Raw genomic sequence first — 17,413 nt, forward strand, 5'->3', positions numbered from 1 at the left:
GACCGCACAGCTGATGACGGAACGACCACCGCAGCGCATCCCGAACCGCCAGCTCGCCGCGCTCATCGCCGAAGCCGGGTTCTCCAATGCGGGTCTCGCGAGACGAGTGGACCAGCTCGGTCTGGAGCACGGCCTCGATCTGCGGTACGACAAGACCTCCGTGACCCGCTGGCTCCGCGGCCAGCAGCCGCGCGGCACCACCCCCGCCCTCATCGCCGAGGTCTTCACCCGGCGCCTCGGCCGCCGGCTCTCCGCGCAGGACCTCGGTCTCGACGCCTGCGCGCCGGTCTACGCGGGCCTGGAGTTCGCGGCGACCCCCGAGGAGGCCGTCGACATCGTCAGCGGGCTCTGGCGCAAGGACTCCGGCAGCCACGCCGAACTCCGCAAGATCGCCTTCACCCCGGCGGGGCTCGTCGTGCCCAGCCGGGACTGGCTCATCGGCCGCGCCGACGAGCGGGTCGCCCGCGGCGAGCTCGCCCCCGGCCCGCCCTCCTCCCGCGCCCACGCCGCCGGGGCGCCGGGCGACCCGCGTTCCCCGCTCGAACCGCGTTCCCCGCTCGAACCCCGGGTCCCGAACGACCCCCGGGTGACACAGCACGACCCGCGCGTCCCCGCGCAGGGCCGCTTCTCGGTGCCCCGGCAGCGCGGGACGGACCGTGGGCCGGGCCAGCGGGTCTCCAGCGGCGACGTCGCCGCCCTCCGCTCCGTCGGCGAGCTCTTCCGCACCCTCGACCACGCCTACGGCGGCGGGCACGCGCGCCAGGCCCTCGTCCGCTACCTGGAGCACGAGGCCGAGCCGATGCTGCGCGGCACGTACGGCGAGTCCGTCGGCCGCCGACTCTTCGCCGCCGCGGCCGACCTCACCCGGCTCGCAGGCTGGACCTCGTACGACATCGCCGCCCACGGCCTCGCCCAGCGCTACTTCGTCCAGGCGCTGCGTCTCGCTCAGGCCGCCGGTGACCGGGCCTACGGCTCGTACGTGCTCCTCACCATGAGCTGCCAGGCCGTCTACCTCGGCCACGGACGGGAGGCCGTGCAGCTCGCCAGGGTCGCCCAGCAGGGCGTCGGGCCCGCCGCGCCGCCCGTCGTCCAGGCGATGCTGCACGCGATCGAGGCCCGCGGGCACGCCGTCCTCGGCGAGGCCCGGGTCTGCGGCGCCTCCCTGGTCCGGGCCGAGCGGGCCCTCGAAGCGGCCCGGCCGGGCGACGAGGTGCCCTACTGGGCCAGGATGTTCGACGAGGCCCAGCTCGCCGACGAGCTCGGGCACTGCCACCGCGACCTCCAGCAGTACCGGCCCGCCGCCCAGCACGCCGAGCGCGCCCTCCAGCTGCGCGCGCCCGGCTTCGCCCGCAGCCGGCTCTTCTGCCGGGTCGTCCTCGCCACCTCGCGCCTCGCCCTCGGCGAACTCGACCAGGCATGCGCCCTGGGCGCGGAGGCCGCCCAGCAGGCCTCCGAGATGCGCTCGGCACGCGCCGTCGAGTACGTCCGTGACTTCGAACGCCGCCTGGAGCCCTACCGCGACGCCGCGGCGGCCCGCACGTACCGCGACCGAGTAGCAGCCATCGGCTGACCCGGACCCGGGGTCGGGGCTGGGGCCGGAGCCGGAGTCGGGACCGGGACCGGGGTTGGAGCCCGGACCGGGGCCGGGTCGGAGCCCGGACCGGGGCCGGAGCCCGAGCCCGGACCCGAGCCGGGGCGCACAGGCCCGGGTCGGAGTCCGAGCACCGGCGGGTGTCCGTGCACGAGCCCAGGTCCGAGTCCGGGCCGGATCCCGGGCCGTAGCCCGGGCCGGAGGCTCGAGCCCCCGCCTCTGAGCCGGGCTCCGGCCCGGAGCTGAGCCCGAGGCCCGGCCGGATCTGCGCCCGAGCTCGGGGTCCGGAGCTGCGCCCGGCCCCGGGCCGGGGCTGCGGCCGTGTGCGTGTTACGCGGCCTCCTCCGTCGTCTCTTCCTCCTCCTTCGGGAGGCGGAAGCCGAGGTCGACGAGGAGGGCGCGGGCCGCGCGGGTTCCCGAGGCGAGGGCGCCCTGGGGGGTGCCCGCGTCCCGGTGGTCGCCGCAGACGTACAGGCCCGCGAGCAGCCGGACCGGGCGGCGGGCGTCGTACGGGGGCGGCATCGCCGGTAGGGCCTCCCGGGTGTGGTGCAGGGCCAGCAGCTCCCACTCGTCGGTCGACGTGCCGTACAGCGTGGCGAGGTGCTTGCGGACCCGGCGCTCCGTGTCGTCCGGCGGCGCCCCGAGCACCGTCGAGGTGATCAGGGCCCGGCCCTCCGGGGCGCGGACCGGGTCGACCGCGCTCATCACCGCCGTGTGGGCCACCGGCCCGCCCGGGTCGGACTCCAGGAGCAGCGCCGGGTCCCCGGTGGGCGCCACGGGCGCCGTGTGGTGGAGGAGCGTCACCGCGTGGAAGGCGGGCGTCCGCAGGCCGGGCAGCAGCTCGGCCGCCGTCCGCGCCCCCGTCGCGAGCAGCACCGCGCGGCAGCCGAGGACCCCGTGCTCGGCGGTCGTCACCCGCGAGACGGACGCCTCCGTGACCCGGACGCCGGTACGGACCGTGCCGGCCGGCAGCACGGCGGCGAGCCGCTCCGGGAGGGCCGCCGCACCGCCCTCCGGCACGGCGAGCCGGCCCCGGGCGAAGGCGCGAAGGGCCAGGTCGGCCCGGCGGCTCGATGTGCCGAGGTCCGGGTCGCCGAGGAGCGCGGCGAGCAGCGGCCGCAGCACGCCCTGCACGGTCCGGGCGGGCAGCCGGGCGGTCAGCGCCTCGCGCGCGGTCCGCTCGGGGCGGGCCAGCAGCCGCTGCGACGGGGTCGCGGCGAGCCGGACCAGGGACGCGCCGAGCCGTGCCTGGTCGAGCGAGGCCGCCGGCCGCCGGGGGGCGCTCGCGAGGGCGCGCGCCATGCTGAACGCTCCCCCCACGCTCCGGTGCCCCCCGCCGCGGTGCGCGCCACCCGCCCGGCGCGGGTGCGGGGCGCCCCACCGCGCGTACCGGCCGTCGCTGTGCACGAGCACCCCTGGGGCGAAGTGGCGCAGCGCGAGGCCGTCGAGCCCCGGTACGGCCCGCAGCTCCTCGGGCGACAGGGTGAGCAGGGGGCCCACCCGGTCGAGCAGGAAGCCGTCGACGGAGTCGGTGGTCATCCGGCCGCCCACCTGCGGCTCCGCCTCCAGGACGGCGACGGAGAGGCCGGCTCCGGTCAGCCGGCGGGCGGCCGTGAGCCCCGCGATCCCGGCCCCCACGATGACGACGTCGACGGTTTCCCCGACGTCCGTTCGCTGTGCGGTACTTGCGGTACTGAGCACGTGCCCCTCCCCAGGTCGGCGCCGCCGGTGGGAGGCCTTATGCCCCCAACAGGCCCCCGGAATGCCCGAGTTCGCGGTCGTATCGAACAATGGGCATCGAGCCTAGGGAGCGCGCCAGCGGAAGTCGGCCCGCGCGCGGCGGGGTGCACGCAGCACGGGGGAGCGCAGGGAGCCGCGGGGGAGGGGGAGGGGGAGGGGAGGAGGAGGGGGGTCAGCGGGCCGCTGCCCTGATCGCCTCGTCGATCGTCGGGAAGGCGAAGTCGAAGCCGGACTCCAACAACCGTGCCGGCAGCACCCGCTGACTGCCCAGCACGTCCTGGGCGAAGTCCCCGAGCACCAGCTTCAGCGCGGGCGCGGGCACCGTGCACAGCGTCGGCCGCCGCAGGACCCGGCCCATCGCGGCCGTCACCTCCCGGTTGGTGACCGGCTCGGGGGCGGTCAGGTTCACCGGGCCCGACAGGGACGGGGTGTCGACCAGGTGGCGCAGGGCGGCCACCTCGTCGTGGAGGGAGATGTGGGACCAGTACTGGCGGCCGTCGCCCATCCGTCCGCCGATCCCGGCGCGGAAGACCGGGAAGAGCCGTCCCCAGGCCCCGCCCTCGGCGGCCACGACCAGGCCGGTGCGGGCGTGGGCGACGCGGATGCCGGCCTCCTCGGCGGGGGCGGCGGCGGCCTCCCACTCGACGCACACCGAGGGCAGGAAGCCCGTCCCGGCGGGCGCGCTCTCGTCGACAGCGCGGCTTCCGGTGTCCCCGTAGTAGCCGAGCGCCGTGCCGCAGACCAGGACCTCGGGCGGCTCCGCGAGCGAGGCCAGCGCCTCGGCGATCGCCCGGGTGCCGAGGACGCGGCTGTCGCGGATCTCCCGCTTGTACGCCTCGGTCCAGCGGCGTTCGCCGACGCCGGCGCCCGCCAGGTGGACGACGGCGTCCACCCCGACGAGTCCGGCGGCGTCCACGTACAGCCGCTTCGGGTCCCACTCGACCTCGTCGGCGGTCGCGGCGGGCCGTCTGACGAGGCGGAGGACGTCGTGGCCGTCGGTGCGCAGGGAGCGGACGAGGGCCCGGCCGATGAGTCCGGTCGCGCCGGTGACGGCGACGCGCTTGCGGGTGGCGGAACGCTGCATGGGCCCATCCTGCCCTCCCGGTCCCGTGCGTGACACAGTGGCCGTCATGATCGTGCCGCAGACGCAGACGCAGATTCGTATCGCCGAAGCCGGGGACGACGACGCCCTCGGCGCGCTCGACCGGGCCGCCTGGTCGCCCCTCCACGCGGTGCTGCCCGCGCCGACGGAGCCGCACGAGCCCTTCTTCGACGAACGGCACCTGCCCGAGGACTACCTCGTCGCGGTGGTGGACGGCGCCGTGGCCGGCTACATCCGGCTCGCCCTGCCGACCCCGCTCGCCGCCACCGCCCACGTGCGCCAGATCCAGGGCCTGGTGGTCGACGAGTCCGTCCGTGGCCGGGGTGTCGCGCGGGCGCTGCTGCGGGCGGCCGCGGAGCGGGCCCGCGCGGAGGGTGCCCGCCGGATCACCCTGCGGGTCATCGGGCACAACACACCGGCCCGCGCGCTCTACGCCTCCGAGGGGTTCGCGGTGGAGGGCGTCCTGCCGGGCGAGCTCCTGATCGACGGGGAGTACGTGGACGACGTCCTGATGGGCCGCTCGCTACTCGACTGAGCCGGCCCGCGAGCCGTCGCCCGAGCCGTTCTGCGACCCGTCCCGCGAGCCGTCGCCCGACCCGTCGTCCGGCCCGGCCCCGGCGCTCGCGTCCCCGAGGAGCCGCATCCCGCCCATCAGCTCGCGCAGGCAGCGGACGGCGAGAGCTGCCGGTGAGCCCTCGCCGCGCACCGGCGCGTCCGTCTCCGCCCAGGTCTCCAGTGCGATCCGGATGGCGTCCGTGGCCGCCGCCGCCGCGAGCCGGATCTCCAGCGGGTCGGTCTCCGGGCCCGCGAGCCCGGCCAGGACCTCGCGCAGCTTCTCCTCGGACTCCTGGTTGACCCGGTACCAGACGGCCCGCAGGGCGGGGTCCTCCGCGGCCGCCCGCAGGAGCCCGCGCGTCCAGAGAACCCCCTCGGCCGCCTCCTCGTCCTCCGCGGCCAGCGACTCGGCGATCGAGCGTTCCAGCGCCTCGGGGAGACGGGCCCCGGGGCCGGCCGCCGCGAGCTGGTCGCGCCATCGGTCGGCGCCGCCCGCGAGGAGCGGGGCCACGGCGTCCTGCTTGGAGCGGAAGTACCGGTAGAAGGTGCGCAGGGCGACCCCGGCCCGCAGGGCGATGTCCTCGGCCGTCGTGCCGTCGGGCCCGCGCTCGGTGAAGAGCTCGGCGGCGGCGCGGGCGATGTCCAGCTGGGTCGCGGCCTTGCGGCGCTCCGTCAGGGAGGGGGGCTTGGTGCTCACCGTACGAAGACTACGCCCGCGCCTGCCGAAAGTGCATGACGTGCAACTCTGGCAAAACGTGCCACTCGGGCGTACGGTGGCAGGCGTTCCACGGAAGCTTGACATCGAGAGGTTGCCGCCATGAACCAGCTGACCCGTTACGAAGGACGCCGCGCCCTCATCACCGGCGGTGGCTCCGGCATCGGCCAGGCCACCGTGCTCCGCGTGCTCGCGGAGGGCGGCCGCGTCGTCGCCGCCGACATCAGCGAGGACGGCCTCAAGGACACCGTCGCCAAGGCCGGCGAGGCCGCCGACCGCCTCACCACCGTCGTCGTGAACGTCGCCGACGAGGCGTCCGTCCGGGCCGGCGTCGCCGCCGCCGTCGAGGCGCTCGGCGGGCTCGACGTCCTGGTCAACGCGGCGGGCATCCTGCGCTCCTCGCACACCCACGAGACGAGCCTCGACTCCTTCGAGCAGGTGCTCCGGATCAACCTCACCGGCACCTTCCTCATGATCCGCGAGTCGATCCCGGCTCTCCTGGAGGGCGACGGCTCCGCCGTCGTGAACTTCTCCTCGACCTCCGCGATGTTCGCCCACCCCTACATGGCGGCCTACGCGGCCAGCAAGGGCGGCATCCAGTCCATGACCCACGCGCTCGCCGCCGAGTACGCCAAGCAGGGCATCCGCTTCACCGCCGTCCAGCCCGGCTCCATCTCCTCCGGCATGACCGACGGCACCGGCGCCAGCAAGCAGTCGATCGGCCCCGGCCTGCCCGAGGACACCGACTGGTCCCTCTTCGCGAAGCTCGCCCCCGCCCTCGGCCAGGGCTTCGCCGGCCCCGAGACCGTCGCCGGCGTCGTCGCGATGCTCGCGAGCGAGGACGGGAAGTTCATCACCGGCACCGAGGTCCGCGTCGACGGCGGAACGCACTTCTGATGAGCGCCCGGGACGTGTTCGGCGGCCGTACGGCCGTCATCACCGGCGCCTCCTCCGGCATCGGTGCCGGCCTCGCCCGGCACGCCGCCGGACTCGGCATGAAGCTGGTCCTCGCCGACATCGCCGCCGAGCGTCTCGCCGCCTTCGCGGAGGAGCTGCGGGCCGCCGGCGCCGAGGTGGAGGCCGTGGTGACCGACGTCGCCGTGCCCGCCTCCGTCGAGGCCCTCGCGGACACCGCGTACACCCGCTTCGGCACGGTCGACATGCTGGTGAACAACGCCGGGATCATGGCCATGGGCTACTCCTGGGAGATCCCCGCCGAGCGCTGGGACGCCATGCTGCGGATCAACATCGGCGGCTACGTCAACGGCATCCGGGCCTTCGTCCCGCGCATGCTGGAGCGCGGCGAGAAGGCCTGGGTGGTGAACGTGTCGTCGATCGGCGGCATGCTGCCGAGCCCGCTGATGGCCCCGTACAGCGTCACCAAGTTCGGCACGCTCGCGCTCACCGAGTCGCTCCACCACGAGATGCTGATGAAGGGCGCTCCGATCCAGGTGTCCGTGGTGACCCCCGGCTCGGTCAAGAGCGAGATCTTCAGGGCGGCCAGGCCCGGCGAGGGCACCCCGCCCGAGATCGCGGCCTTCAACGACCACCTGCAGACCCTCGCCGACGAGCACGGGCTGACCCCCGAGGAGCACGCCGAGCGCGTCTTCGAGATGGTCGCCGAGGGGAAGTACTGGGCGGTCCCGCAGCCGGAGCAGCTCTTCCCGGCGCTCCAGCCGCGCACGGACATGATCCTCGGCCAGGTGAACCCGCGGCTCCAGCAGGGCTGACGGACGCCGGCACCGAAAGCCGGTACGGACCCGGGGTGGGACGGCCCCCGGGTCCGTACCTCTTCCCGTCCCGGCCTGCCGCTACGTGGCCCCGAAGCGCTCCCACAGCCGGGGGAAGCGGGCCGCGAGCACGTCGTCGTTCTCCAGGTCGAAGGGCGCGCCCAGCGGCTCCCCGCCCGGCATCGGAATGCCCAGGTCCGGGGTCTCGGCGCCGGTCAGCTGCTCGTACGCCTCGTCCGCAGCGAAACCGATCTCCTCGCCGTCCCCGTCGATCTCCACGTCGAAGTCGCCGAGCAGTTCCGCCAGCGAGTCCGGCTCGTGCACGGCACCCTCGAAGACCTCCCGGCCCTGGCCGATGAGCCAGCAGCGGAAGGCGTCGAAGGTCTCGTCGCCCGCCCCGTCGAAGAGCACGGCCGCCGCGCCCCACAGATCCCAGAGGTACGCGCGGTTGTAGCGCGCCTCGAAATGGCGGGCGTAGTCGAGCACGGAGTCGGGATCCAGCCGGATCAGCCGCTCCACGAGCAGATCGGCCTGTTCCTCGGGGTCGCCCTCGGCGGCCTCGCGGGTGGCGTCGATGATCTCCCAGAACTCCGTCTCGTCCATCACGGGACCAGCATCCTGTCTCGGCGGGCACGACGCACCCGGAATGCCCGAAGAACTCCGGAAATGAATCCGGACAGAAGATGTCGTACTTTCCTGCCAGTCTGGTGCTCATGACGACAGAGACACGCGAGAAGAAGCCGCTGCAGGGACGCGTCTGCCTGGTCGCGGGAGCCACCCGGGGCGCCGGACGGGGCATCGCCGTCCAGCTGGGGGCCGCCGGAGCCACGGTGTACGTCACCGGGCGCACCACCCGCGAGAAGGTCAGCGAGGTCGGCCGCGCCACCGAGACCATCGAGGAGACGGCCGAACTGGTGACGGCCGCGGGTGGCGAGGGCATCGCCGTGCCGACCGACCATTTGGAGCAGGACCAGGTCCGGGCGCTGGTCGACCGGATCGACCGGGAGCAGGGACGGCTCGACGTCCTCGTCAACGACGTGTGGGGCGGCGAGCACCTCCTCGTCTTCGGGAAGAAGACCTGGGAGAACGACCTCGTCGGCGGCCTCAGGATGCTCGAACTCGGTGTCCGGACGCACGTCATCACCTCGCACACGGCCCTGCCGCTGCTCATCCGGAATCCCGGCGGGCTCGTCGTCGAGATCACCGACGGCACCACCGAGTACAACGGCACCCGCTTCCGCGAGAACCTCTTCTACGACCTCGCCAAGAACGCCCCGCTCCGGATGGCCTTCGGCCTCGGAAAGGAACTGGAGGAGCACGGCGCCACGGCGGTCGCCCTCACCCCCGGCTGGCTCAGGTCCGAGCAGATGCTCGCCGCCTTCGGCGTCACCGAGGAGAACTGGCGCGACGCCGTCGAGAGGATCCCCGGGTTCGCCGTCGCCGAGTCCCCGGTGTACGTCGGCAGGGCCGTCGCCGCCCTCGCCGCCGACGCCGACCGCCACCGCTGGAACGGTCGGTCGCTCTCCAGCGGCCAGTTGGCCCGGGAGTACGGCTTCACCGACGCCGACGGCTCACAGCCGGACGCCTGGGGCTACATGTTCGCGGACGAGACGGGCGAGCCGGACATCGACGACTACCGGTAGGGCAACGCCTACGGGTACAGCTCAGCCAGGCCCCGGGCCGCCTCCCGGAAGCGCGTCCGGAGGGCGGGCGGGGACAGGATCTCGGCCTCCGGGCCCAGGCCGAGCAGCTGGGAGAAGGCGACCTCCTCGCTCTCCACCCGCAGGGCGACCCGCACCCGGCCGCCGGCCTCCGCGGCGCCCGCCGCCAGGGCCTCCTCGGCGGCCGCGCGGTCCGTGACGTACGGCAGCCGCCGCGCACCCGCCTCCGTGAGCCGCACCTCCACCTCCGTGCGGAGCAGGGAGCGGGCGAACTCCGTCGCCCGCTCCTCCCAGAACGCCGGCAGGTCGAAGTCCTCGTCCCGGACGAACCGCTCCTCGCCCACGGCGACCGCCCTGAACCGGTCCACGCGGTACGTGCGGTAGGAGGAGTCCGCCCGCGCGCACACGTACCAGACACCGGCCTTCAGGACGAGGCCGTACGGGCAGAGCACCCGCTCGACCTCCTCGCCGTCCCCGCGCAGATAGCGCGCGGAGAGCATCCGGTCGTCCCAGACGGCCTCCGCGACCGGGGCGAGCAGCTCCGGGGTCTCCGGCTCCTGGTACCAGCCCGGCGCGGACAGATAGAAGCGGCGGCCCACCGCGTCCGGGGCGTCCCGCAGCGAGGGCAGCAGCGCCGCCGACACCTTCAGCCGCGCCGCCGAGGCCGCGTCCGCGAGCCCCAGGTCGCGCAGTGCGCCCGGCAGCCCCGAGAGGAAGAGCGCCTCCGCCTCGCCGCGCGCGAGCCCCGTGAGCCGCGTCCGGTAGCCGCCGACCAGCCGGTAGCCGCCCGCGCGGCCCCGGTCCGCGTACACCGGCACCCCCGCCTCGGCGAGGGCGAGCGCGTCCCGGGTGATGGTCCGCTCCGACACCTCCAGCTCGGCGGCCAGTTCGGCGGCCGTCATCGACGGACGGGACTGGAGCAGCAGGACCAGCTTGATGAGACGGGCGGCGCGCATGGGCCCATTTTCAGGGCTCGGTTCGCCTCCCGCTCGGGGACACCCGTCGGCCTCGGGGCGACAGGCCGAGGGGCCGTGTCCGTACGAGACGTACGGACACGGCCCCTCGGGACCGATCGGCCGGCCGGACTACAGGCCGTAGCGCTCGCGCGCCTCCTTCACGGCCGAGGCCGGGACCTCGCCGCGGCGGGCGAGCTGCGCGAGGGCAGCGACGACGATCGACTGGGCGTCGACGCCGAAGTGGCGGCGGGCCGCGTCACGGGTGTCCGAGAGACCGAAGCCGTCCGCGCCGAGCGAGGACCAGTCCTGCTCGACCCACTGCGCGATCTGGTCCGGGACCTGGCGCATGTAGTCGGAGACCGCGAGGACCGGGGACTCGACGCCCTCCAGGGCCTTACGGATGTACGGGACCTGCTCCTCGCCGCGCAGCAGCGCCGCGTCCGCCTCCAGGGCGTCGCGCCGCAGCTCCGTCCAGGAGGTCGCGGACCACACGTCACCGGCCACGCCCCACTCGGCGGCGAGCAGCTTCTGCGCCTCGAGGGCCCAGTGGATCGCCGTGCCCGAGGAGAGGAGCTGGATGCGCGAGGCGTTCGCCGGCAGGTCGAGACCGGCCGACTCCGCGGTGTTGAAGCGGTAGAGGCCCTTGATGATGCCCTCGTCGATGCCGGACGGCTTGGCCGGCTGCGGCATCGGCTCGTTGTAGACCGTCAGGTAGTAGAAGACGTTCTGGTCCTCGCCCTCGGCGGCCTCGCCGTACATCCGGCGCAGACCCTCCTTGACGATGACGGCGACCTCGTACGCGAACGCCGGGTCGTACGTCAGCGCCGCCGGGTTCGTGGCCGCGATCACCGGCGAGTGGCCGTCGGCGTGCTGGAGGCCCTCACCGGTCAGGGTGGTGCGGCCGGCGGTCGCGCCGACGAGGAAGCCGCGGCCGAGCTGGTCGCCGAGCTGCCACATCTGGTCGGCGGTCCGCTGCCAGCCGAACATCGAGTAGAAGATGTAGAACGGGATCATCGCCTCGCCGTGCGTGGAGTACGCGGTGGAAGCGGCGATGAAGTCGGCCATCGAACCGGCCTCGGTGATCCCCTCGTTGAGGATCTGGCCGTTCTTGGCCTCCTTGTAGTACATCAGCTGGTCGCGGTCGACCGGCTCGTACGTCTGGCCCTTCGGCGAGTAGATGCCGAGCGACGGGAACAGCGACTCCATACCGAAGGTACGGGCCTCGTCCGGGACGATCGGGACCCAGCGCTTGCCGGTCTCCTTGTCGCGGATCAGGTCCTTGATGAGTCGCACGAAGGCCATCGTCGTGGCCATCGACTGCGAGCCGGAGCCCTTGTCGAAGGCGGCGAAGGCCTTCTCGGCCGGGGCCGGCAGCGGCGCGAGCGCGTGGGTGCGGCGGGCCGGGGCCGGGCCGCCGAGCGCCGCGCGGCGCTCCTGGAGGTAGCGGACCTCGGGGGAGTCGGCGCCGGGGTGGCCGTAGGGCACCTGGCCGTCGACGAACTGCGCGTCCGAGATCGGCAGCTCGAGAAGGTCACGCATGTTCTTGAACTCGTCGGTCGTGAGCTTCTTCATCTGGTGGTTCGCGTTCTTCGACGCGAAGCCCTCACCGAGGGTGAAGCCCTTGACGGTCTGCGCGAGGATGACCGTCGGCGCGCCCTTGAACTCCAGGGCGGCCTTGTACGCGGCGAACACCTTGCGCGGCTCGTGGCCACCGCGGGAGAGGTGGAAGCACTCGAGGATCTTGTCGTCGCTCAGCAGCTGCGCCATCGCGACGAGCGCCGGGTCCTTGCCGAAGAAGTCCTGGCGGATGTAGGCGGCGTCGCGGGTCTGGTACGTCTGGACCTGCGCGTCCGGGACCTCGCGGAGGCGGCGGACGAGGGCGCCGGTGGTGTCGAGCGCGAACAGCTCGTCCCAGGCGTTGCCCCACAGCGACTTCACGACGTTCCAGCCGGCGCCGCGGAACTGGGCCTCCAGCTCCTGCACGATCTTGAAGTTGGCGCGGACCGGGCCGTCGAGGCGCTGCAGGTTGCAGTTGATGACGAAGGTCAGGTTGTCCAGACCCTCGCGGGCGGCGAGCGCGAGGGCTGCCGTCGACTCGGGCTCGTCCATCTCGCCGTCACCGAGGAAGGCCCACACGTGGGACGCGGAGACGTCCTTGATGGAACGGTTCGTCAGGTAGCGGTTGAAGCGCGCCTGGTAGATCGCGGAGAGCGGGCCGAGACCCATGGAGACGGTGGGGAACTCCCACAGCCAGGGCAGCCGGCGCGGGTGCGGGTAGGAGGGCAGGCCGTTGCCGCCGGACTCCTGCCGGAAGTTGTCGAGGTGGGCCTCGTTCAGGCGCCCGTCGAGGAAGGCGCGGGCGTAGATGCCCGGGGAGGCGTGGCCCTGGATGAAGAGCTGGTCGCCGGAACCGTCGGCTTCCTTGCCCTGGAAGAAGTGGTTGAAGCCGGTCTCGTAGAGCCAGGCCGCCGAGGCGAACGTGGCGATGTGGCCGCCGACGCCGTACTTGGAGCCGCGGGTGACCATCGCGGCCGCGTTCCAGCGGTTCCAGGCGGTGATCTTCCGCTCCATCGCCTCGTCGCCGCCGAACTCGGCGATCGACGGCTCCGCGGAGGTGGGGATGGTGTTGACGTAGTCGGTCTCCAGCAGCTTGGGCAGGGCGAGGCCCGCGCCCTCGGCGTGCTGGAGCGTGCGGCGCATCAGGTAGGCGGCCCGGTGAGGGCCGGCGGCCTTGGTGACGGCGTCCAGGGAGGCCGCCCACTCGGCGGTCTCCTCGGTGTCACGGTCCGGGAGCTGGTCGAGCTCGCTCGGAATCTTGCCTACGGGATCGGTCATGATCGCCGCCTTCCGGACAGGTGGGGTGGAGAAAAGGGGGCCTTGTCTGGCAGGACAGGGCGAAGGGCCGGGTGACGGCCCGCCGAAGACTGTAAACCGACGATCGATGATCGATCAAAGGGTTGAAGGGGAAAACCTCTTCGGATCGAGAAAGTCGGCACAGGGTGCCGCGAAGGAGGGCACCGGGTGCCTCGCAAATGCCTTGATTCCGGCTAGTTCTCGCAGGTGGGAGCGGTCGTCTGAGGGTGCGCTCGCACGAATGAGCGGGCCCGCCGGAGGGTGGACCCGCTCGGTTCCGCCGGCGGACGGGAGAGGCGTCAGGCGCGCGGGGCGCAGCCCAGGACGTGGGCCTTCACGAGCGCCCCGATGTTCGGGTCGCCCCTGCGGAAGGCCTCCACCAGCTCCTGGTGCTCCTCCGCGTACGACTTCTGGACCGTGCCGAGCCAGCGGATCGACAGGGCCGTGAAGACCTCGATGCCGAGCGTCTCCCAGGTGTGCAGCAGCACGCCGTTCCCCGCGGCCTTCACCAGCTCCCGGTGGAAGGCCACCGTGTGCCGCACCTGCGCCGTGCCGTCGGCGGTCGCGTCCGCCTCGTACAGCGCCGCCACATGCGGCTCCAGGGCCGAGCAGTCCGCCGCCAGGCGTCCGGCGGCCAGCTCGGCCGCGATCTGCTCCAGACCGGCCCGTACGGGGTAGCTCTCCTCCAGGTCGGCCGCGGTCAGATTGCGGACCCGGACGCCCTTGTTGGGAGCCGACTCGATCAGGCGCAGGGACTCCAGCTCGCGCAGGGCCTCGCGGACCGGGGTCTGGCTGACCTCCAGCTCCGTCGCGATCCTGCGCTCCACGATGCGCTCTCCCGGCTTCCAGCGGCCGCTGACGATCCCCTCCACGATGTGCTCGCGGATCTGTTCGCGCAGCGAGTGGACGACGGGGACGGTCATGAAGGCTCCTCGGGGAGTGTTGACCCTTAGACAATACGGCGGCGCCCCCGTCCGGAAACACTTCCGGGCGGGGGCGCCGCAGGTGAGGCTCGTTACGTTGCCGATGGGCAACGGACCCTCACATGGCCTTACAGGCCGAGGTCGACCTCGAACTCGCCGGCCTCGAGGATCGCCTTGACGGCCGTCAGGTAGCGGGCGGCGTCGGCGCCGTCCACCAGACGGTGGTCGTAGGACAGGGCGACGTACGTCATGTCGCGGACCGCGATCGTCTCACCCAGGTCCGGGTGGTTGATGACGACCGGACGGCGCACGGTGGCGCCGATGCCCAGGATGGCGACCTGGTTCGGGGGCACGATGATCGTGTCGAACAGCGCGCCGCGCGAACCGGTGTTGGAGATGGTGAAGGTCGCACCGGCCAGGTCGTCCGGCGTGATCTTGCTGGCGCGCACGGCGCCGGCCAGCTCCGCGGTCTTCTTCGAGATGCCGGCGATGTTGAGGTCGCCCGCACCCTTGATGACCGGGGTCATCAGACCCTTCTCGGAGTCCACCGCGATACCGATGTTCTCGGTGTCGAAGTAGGTGATCGTGCCCTCGTCCTCGTTGATCCGGGCGTTGATGACCGGGAAGGCCTTCAGCGCCTGGGCCGCCGCCTTGACGAAGAACGGCATCGGGGAGAGCTTGACGCCCTCGCGAGCCGCGAACGCGTCCTTGGCACGGGCGCGCAGCTTCATCAGCTTCGTGATGTCGACCTCGACGACCGAGGTCAGCTGGGCCTGGCCGTGCAGCGCCTTCATCATGTTGTCGCCGATGACCTTGCGCATGCGGGTCATCTTGACGGTCTGACCGCGCAGCGGGGAGACCGCGAGGGCCGGAGCCTTCGCGGTCGCCGGGGCGGCGGCCGGAGCGGCGACGGGGGCGGCAGCGGCGGCCTTCTTGGCCTCGGCGGCCGCGAGGACGTCCTGCTTGCGGATACGACCGCCGACGCCCGAGCCCTTGACGGCCGCCAGGTCGACACCGTTCTCGGTGGCGAGCTTGCGGACCAGCGGGGTCACGTAGGCGCCGTCCTCGGCGACCGGGGTGACCAGCGCCGGGGCGATGGACGGGGCGGCGGGCGCGGCCGGGGCCGGAGCGGCCACGGGGGCGGCCGGAGCCACCGGCGCGGGAGCCGGGGCCGGGACGGCCGGGGCCGGCGCGGCGGCCGGAGCGGCCGGAGCCGGAGCGGCGGCCGGAGCGGCCGGAGCCGGAGCGGCGGCCGGGGCGGCCGGAGCCGGGGCGGCGGCCGGGGCGGCCGGGGCCGGGGCGGCGGGGGCGGCCGGAGCGGCACCCGCGGCACCGATGACGGCCAGCTTGGCGCCGACCTCGGCGGACTCGTCCTCGGCGACGACGATCTCCAGGAGGACACCGGAGACCGGGGCCGGGATCTCGGTGTCGACCTTGTCCGTGGAGACCTCGAGCAGCGGCTCGTCGGCCTCGACGGTCTCGCCGACCGACTTCAGCCAGCGGGTGACGGTGCCCTCGGTGACGGACTCGCCCAGCGCGGGCAGCACGACGTCGGTGCCGGAGGCACCGCCGGCCGGAGCGGCGGCGGGGGCCTCGGCGACCGGCGCCGGGGCGGCCGGAGCGGCCGGGGCCTCGGCCGCGGGGACCGGGAGGACGACGGTCTCGGCGGCCGGGGCCGGAGCCGCGGCCGGGGCACCCGTGCCGTCGTCGATGATGGCCAGCTCGGCGCCGACCTCGACCGTCTCGTCCTCGGCGACCTTGATGGAGGCCAGGATGCCCGAGGCGGGGGCGGGGATCTCGGTGTCGACCTTGTCGGTCGAGACCTCGAGCAGCGGCTCGTCGGCCTCGACACGCTCACCCTCGGCCTTGAGCCAGCGGGTGACGGTGCCCTCGGTGACGCTCTCGCCGAGCGCCGGCAGGGTTACGGAAACCGACATGGTTTCAGTTGCTCCTAACGAATTGCGGAAAGTGGTCGTCGCGCCCTGTGATGACGTGAGCGTCAGTCGTGGGAGTGCAGCGGCTTGCCGGCCAGGGCCAGGTGGGCCTCGCCGAGCGCCTCGTTCTGCGTCGGGTGGGCGTGGATGAGCTGCGCGACCTCGGCCGGCAGCGCCTCCCAGTTGTAGATCAGCTGCGCTTCGCCGACCTGCTCGCCCATGCGGTCACCGACCATGTGGACGCCGACCACGGCACCGTCCTTGACCTGGACGAGCTTGATCTCGCCCGCGGTCTTGAGGATCTTGCTCTTGCCGTTGCCCGCGAGGTTGTACTTCAGGGCGACGACCTTGTCCGCGCCGTAGATCTCCTTGGCCTTGGCCTCGGTGATGCCGACGGAGGCGACCTCGGGGTGGCAGTACGTCACCCGCGGCACGCCGTCGTAGTCGATCGGCACGGCCTTCAGGCCGGCCAGGCGCTCCGCGACGAGGATGCCCTCGGCGAAGCCGACGTGCGCGAGCTGGAGCGTCGGGACGAGGTCGCCCACGGCCGAGATCGTCGGCACGTTGGTACGCATGTACTCGTCGACCAGGACGTAGCCGCGGTCCATCGCGACGCCCTGCTCCTCGTAGCCGAGACCGGCGGAGACCGGGCCGCGGCCGATCGCGACGAGCAGCACCTCGGCCTCGAAGGTCTTGCCGTCGGCCAGGGTGACCTTGACGCCGCTGTCGGTGTACTCGGCGGACTGGAAGAAGGTGCCGAGGTTGAACTTGATGCCGCGCTTGCGGAACGCGCGCTCAAGAAGCTTCGAGCTGTTCTCGTCCTCGACCGGGACGAGGTGCTTCAGGCCCTCGATCACCGTCACGTCGGTGCCGAAGGACTTCCACGCCGAGGCGAACTCGACGCCGATGACGCCGCCGCCCAGGATGATCGCGGACTCCGGGACCCGGTCCAGGGTCAGCGCGTGGTCCGAGGAGATGATCCGGTTGCCGTCGATCTCCAGACCGGGGAGCGACTTCGGCACGGAGCCCGTGGCGAGGAGCACGTGACGGCCCTCGACGCGACGGCCGTCGACGTCGACGGAGGTCGGGGAGGAGAGGCGACCCGTGCCCTCGATGTAGGTCACCTTGCGGGAGGCGACGAGACCCTGCAGACCCTTGTACAGGCCCGAGATCACGTCGTCCTTGTACTTGTGCACGCCCTTGATGTCGATGCCCTCGAAGGAGGCCTTGACACCGAACTGCTCCGCCTCGCGCGCCTGGTCGGCGACCTCGCCGGCGTGGAGCAGGGCCTTCGTCGGGATGCAGCCGTTGTGCAGGCAGGTGCCGCCGAGCTTGTTCTTCTCGATCAGTGCGACGTCCAGGCCCAGCTGCGCTCCGCGCAGCGCCGCGGCGTAACCGCCGCTACCGCCGCCGAGGATCACTAGGTCGAAAACGGTGCTGGCGTCGTTCGCCACGTCACGTCCTCCATGCATGTGCGCTCGTCGCCGGTCTTCAGTGACCGGGCGGCGGCTGGTGTTCGGCCGCTTTATTTCGGCCCTGTGGTGGGGGCCCTGTCCTGCCGAGAACCCATCTTCGCACTTGTTGACGGATGGCGGGACGCGGGGCCGTGCTGTGAGACGGCCGATCGTCCGTACGGAGGGATCGGCGCAGCGT

14 protein-coding genes are annotated in these 17,413 nt (G+C 73.1%); 5 read left to right on the forward strand and 9 right to left on the reverse strand.

Annotation, left to right across the window (positions count from 1 at the left end):
• Positions 1 to 13 precede the first annotated feature (13 nt).
• Positions 14 to 1,570: a regulator gene (locus DEJ46_RS28845; protein WP_150270995.1), complete on the forward strand. Its 1,557-nt coding sequence runs from the start codon at positions 14 to 16 to the stop codon at positions 1,568 to 1,570.
• A 351-nt stretch (positions 1,571 to 1,921) separates the two neighbouring features.
• Here DEJ46_RS28845 and DEJ46_RS28855 read toward each other — a convergent pair whose 3' ends face one another.
• Together DEJ46_RS28855 and DEJ46_RS28860 are read right to left on the reverse strand one after the other, a co-directional pair.
• Positions 1,922 to 3,292, reverse strand: coding sequence for an NAD(P)/FAD-dependent oxidoreductase (locus tag DEJ46_RS28855; RefSeq protein WP_150270997.1), 1,371 nt, complete (start codon positions 3,290 to 3,292; stop codon positions 1,922 to 1,924).
• A 211-nt stretch (positions 3,293 to 3,503) separates the two neighbouring features.
• Positions 3,504 to 4,415, reverse strand: coding sequence for a TIGR01777 family oxidoreductase (locus tag DEJ46_RS28860; protein ID WP_150270999.1), 912 nt, complete (start codon positions 4,413 to 4,415; stop codon positions 3,504 to 3,506).
• A 46-nt stretch (positions 4,416 to 4,461) separates the two neighbouring features.
• Between DEJ46_RS28860 and DEJ46_RS28865 the strand changes: the two genes are divergently transcribed.
• Complete coding sequence (locus DEJ46_RS28865; RefSeq protein ID WP_223835182.1) at positions 4,462 to 4,968, forward strand: GNAT family N-acetyltransferase; 507 nt, start codon at positions 4,462 to 4,464, stop codon at positions 4,966 to 4,968.
• Here DEJ46_RS28865 and DEJ46_RS28870 read toward each other — a convergent pair.
• Entirely contained in the window at positions 4,957 to 5,685 is a 729-nt protein-coding gene (locus tag DEJ46_RS28870; protein WP_223835184.1) for a TetR/AcrR family transcriptional regulator, read from the reverse strand. The genes DEJ46_RS28865 and DEJ46_RS28870 overlap by 12 nt on opposite strands.
• 120 nt (positions 5,686 to 5,805) lie before the next feature.
• Here DEJ46_RS28870 and DEJ46_RS28875 point away from each other — a divergent pair, with 120 nt between their 5' ends.
• Both DEJ46_RS28875 and DEJ46_RS28880 read left to right on the forward strand, forming a co-directional pair.
• Positions 5,806 to 6,600, forward strand: coding sequence for an SDR family NAD(P)-dependent oxidoreductase (locus DEJ46_RS28875; protein ID WP_150271005.1), 795 nt, complete (start codon positions 5,806 to 5,808; stop codon positions 6,598 to 6,600).
• Positions 6,600 to 7,433, forward strand: coding sequence for an SDR family NAD(P)-dependent oxidoreductase (locus tag DEJ46_RS28880; RefSeq protein ID WP_150271007.1), 834 nt, complete (start codon positions 6,600 to 6,602; stop codon positions 7,431 to 7,433). The genes DEJ46_RS28875 and DEJ46_RS28880 overlap by 1 nt, the downstream gene beginning before the upstream one ends.
• A gap of 81 nt (positions 7,434 to 7,514) precedes the next feature.
• Here the strand turns inward: DEJ46_RS28880 and DEJ46_RS28885 are convergent, their stop codons facing one another.
• A complete protein-coding gene (locus tag DEJ46_RS28885; RefSeq protein WP_150274865.1) occupies positions 7,515 to 8,036 on the reverse strand; it encodes a DUF4240 domain-containing protein in 522 nt (173 codons plus the stop codon).
• 110 nt (positions 8,037 to 8,146) lie between these two features.
• Between DEJ46_RS28885 and DEJ46_RS28890 the strand changes: the two genes are divergently transcribed.
• Positions 8,147 to 9,076: an SDR family oxidoreductase gene (locus DEJ46_RS28890; RefSeq protein WP_150271009.1), complete on the forward strand. Its 930-nt coding sequence runs from the start codon at positions 8,147 to 8,149 to the stop codon at positions 9,074 to 9,076.
• A gap of 8 nt (positions 9,077 to 9,084) precedes the next feature.
• Here the strand turns inward: DEJ46_RS28890 and DEJ46_RS28895 are convergent, their stop codons facing one another.
• The 5 genes from DEJ46_RS28895 to lpdA form a co-directional block, all read right to left on the reverse strand.
• Positions 9,085 to 10,050: a helix-turn-helix transcriptional regulator gene (locus DEJ46_RS28895; protein WP_150271011.1), complete on the reverse strand. Its 966-nt coding sequence runs from the start codon at positions 10,048 to 10,050 to the stop codon at positions 9,085 to 9,087.
• A gap of 129 nt (positions 10,051 to 10,179) precedes the next feature.
• Entirely contained in the window at positions 10,180 to 12,885 is a 2,706-nt protein-coding gene (gene aceE, locus DEJ46_RS28900; RefSeq protein ID WP_150271013.1) for a pyruvate dehydrogenase (acetyl-transferring), homodimeric type, read from the reverse strand.
• 317 nt (positions 12,886 to 13,202) lie between these two features.
• Positions 13,203 to 13,826, reverse strand: coding sequence for a GntR family transcriptional regulator (locus DEJ46_RS28905; RefSeq protein ID WP_150271015.1), 624 nt, complete (start codon positions 13,824 to 13,826; stop codon positions 13,203 to 13,205).
• A gap of 128 nt (positions 13,827 to 13,954) precedes the next feature.
• On the reverse strand, positions 13,955 to 15,763 hold the full coding sequence (sucB, locus tag DEJ46_RS28910) for a 2-oxoglutarate dehydrogenase, E2 component, dihydrolipoamide succinyltransferase (protein ID WP_150271017.1): 1,809 nt from the start codon (positions 15,761 to 15,763) through the stop codon (positions 13,955 to 13,957).
• A gap of 62 nt (positions 15,764 to 15,825) precedes the next feature.
• A complete protein-coding gene (lpdA, locus tag DEJ46_RS28915) occupies positions 15,826 to 17,214 on the reverse strand; it encodes a dihydrolipoyl dehydrogenase (protein ID WP_141296013.1) in 1,389 nt (462 codons plus the stop codon).
• Positions 17,215 to 17,413: the final 199 nt, after the last annotated feature.

The organism is Streptomyces venezuelae (genome assembly GCF_008642375.1).
Classification (GTDB): Bacteria; Actinomycetota; Actinomycetes; order Streptomycetales; family Streptomycetaceae; genus Streptomyces; species Streptomyces venezuelae_G.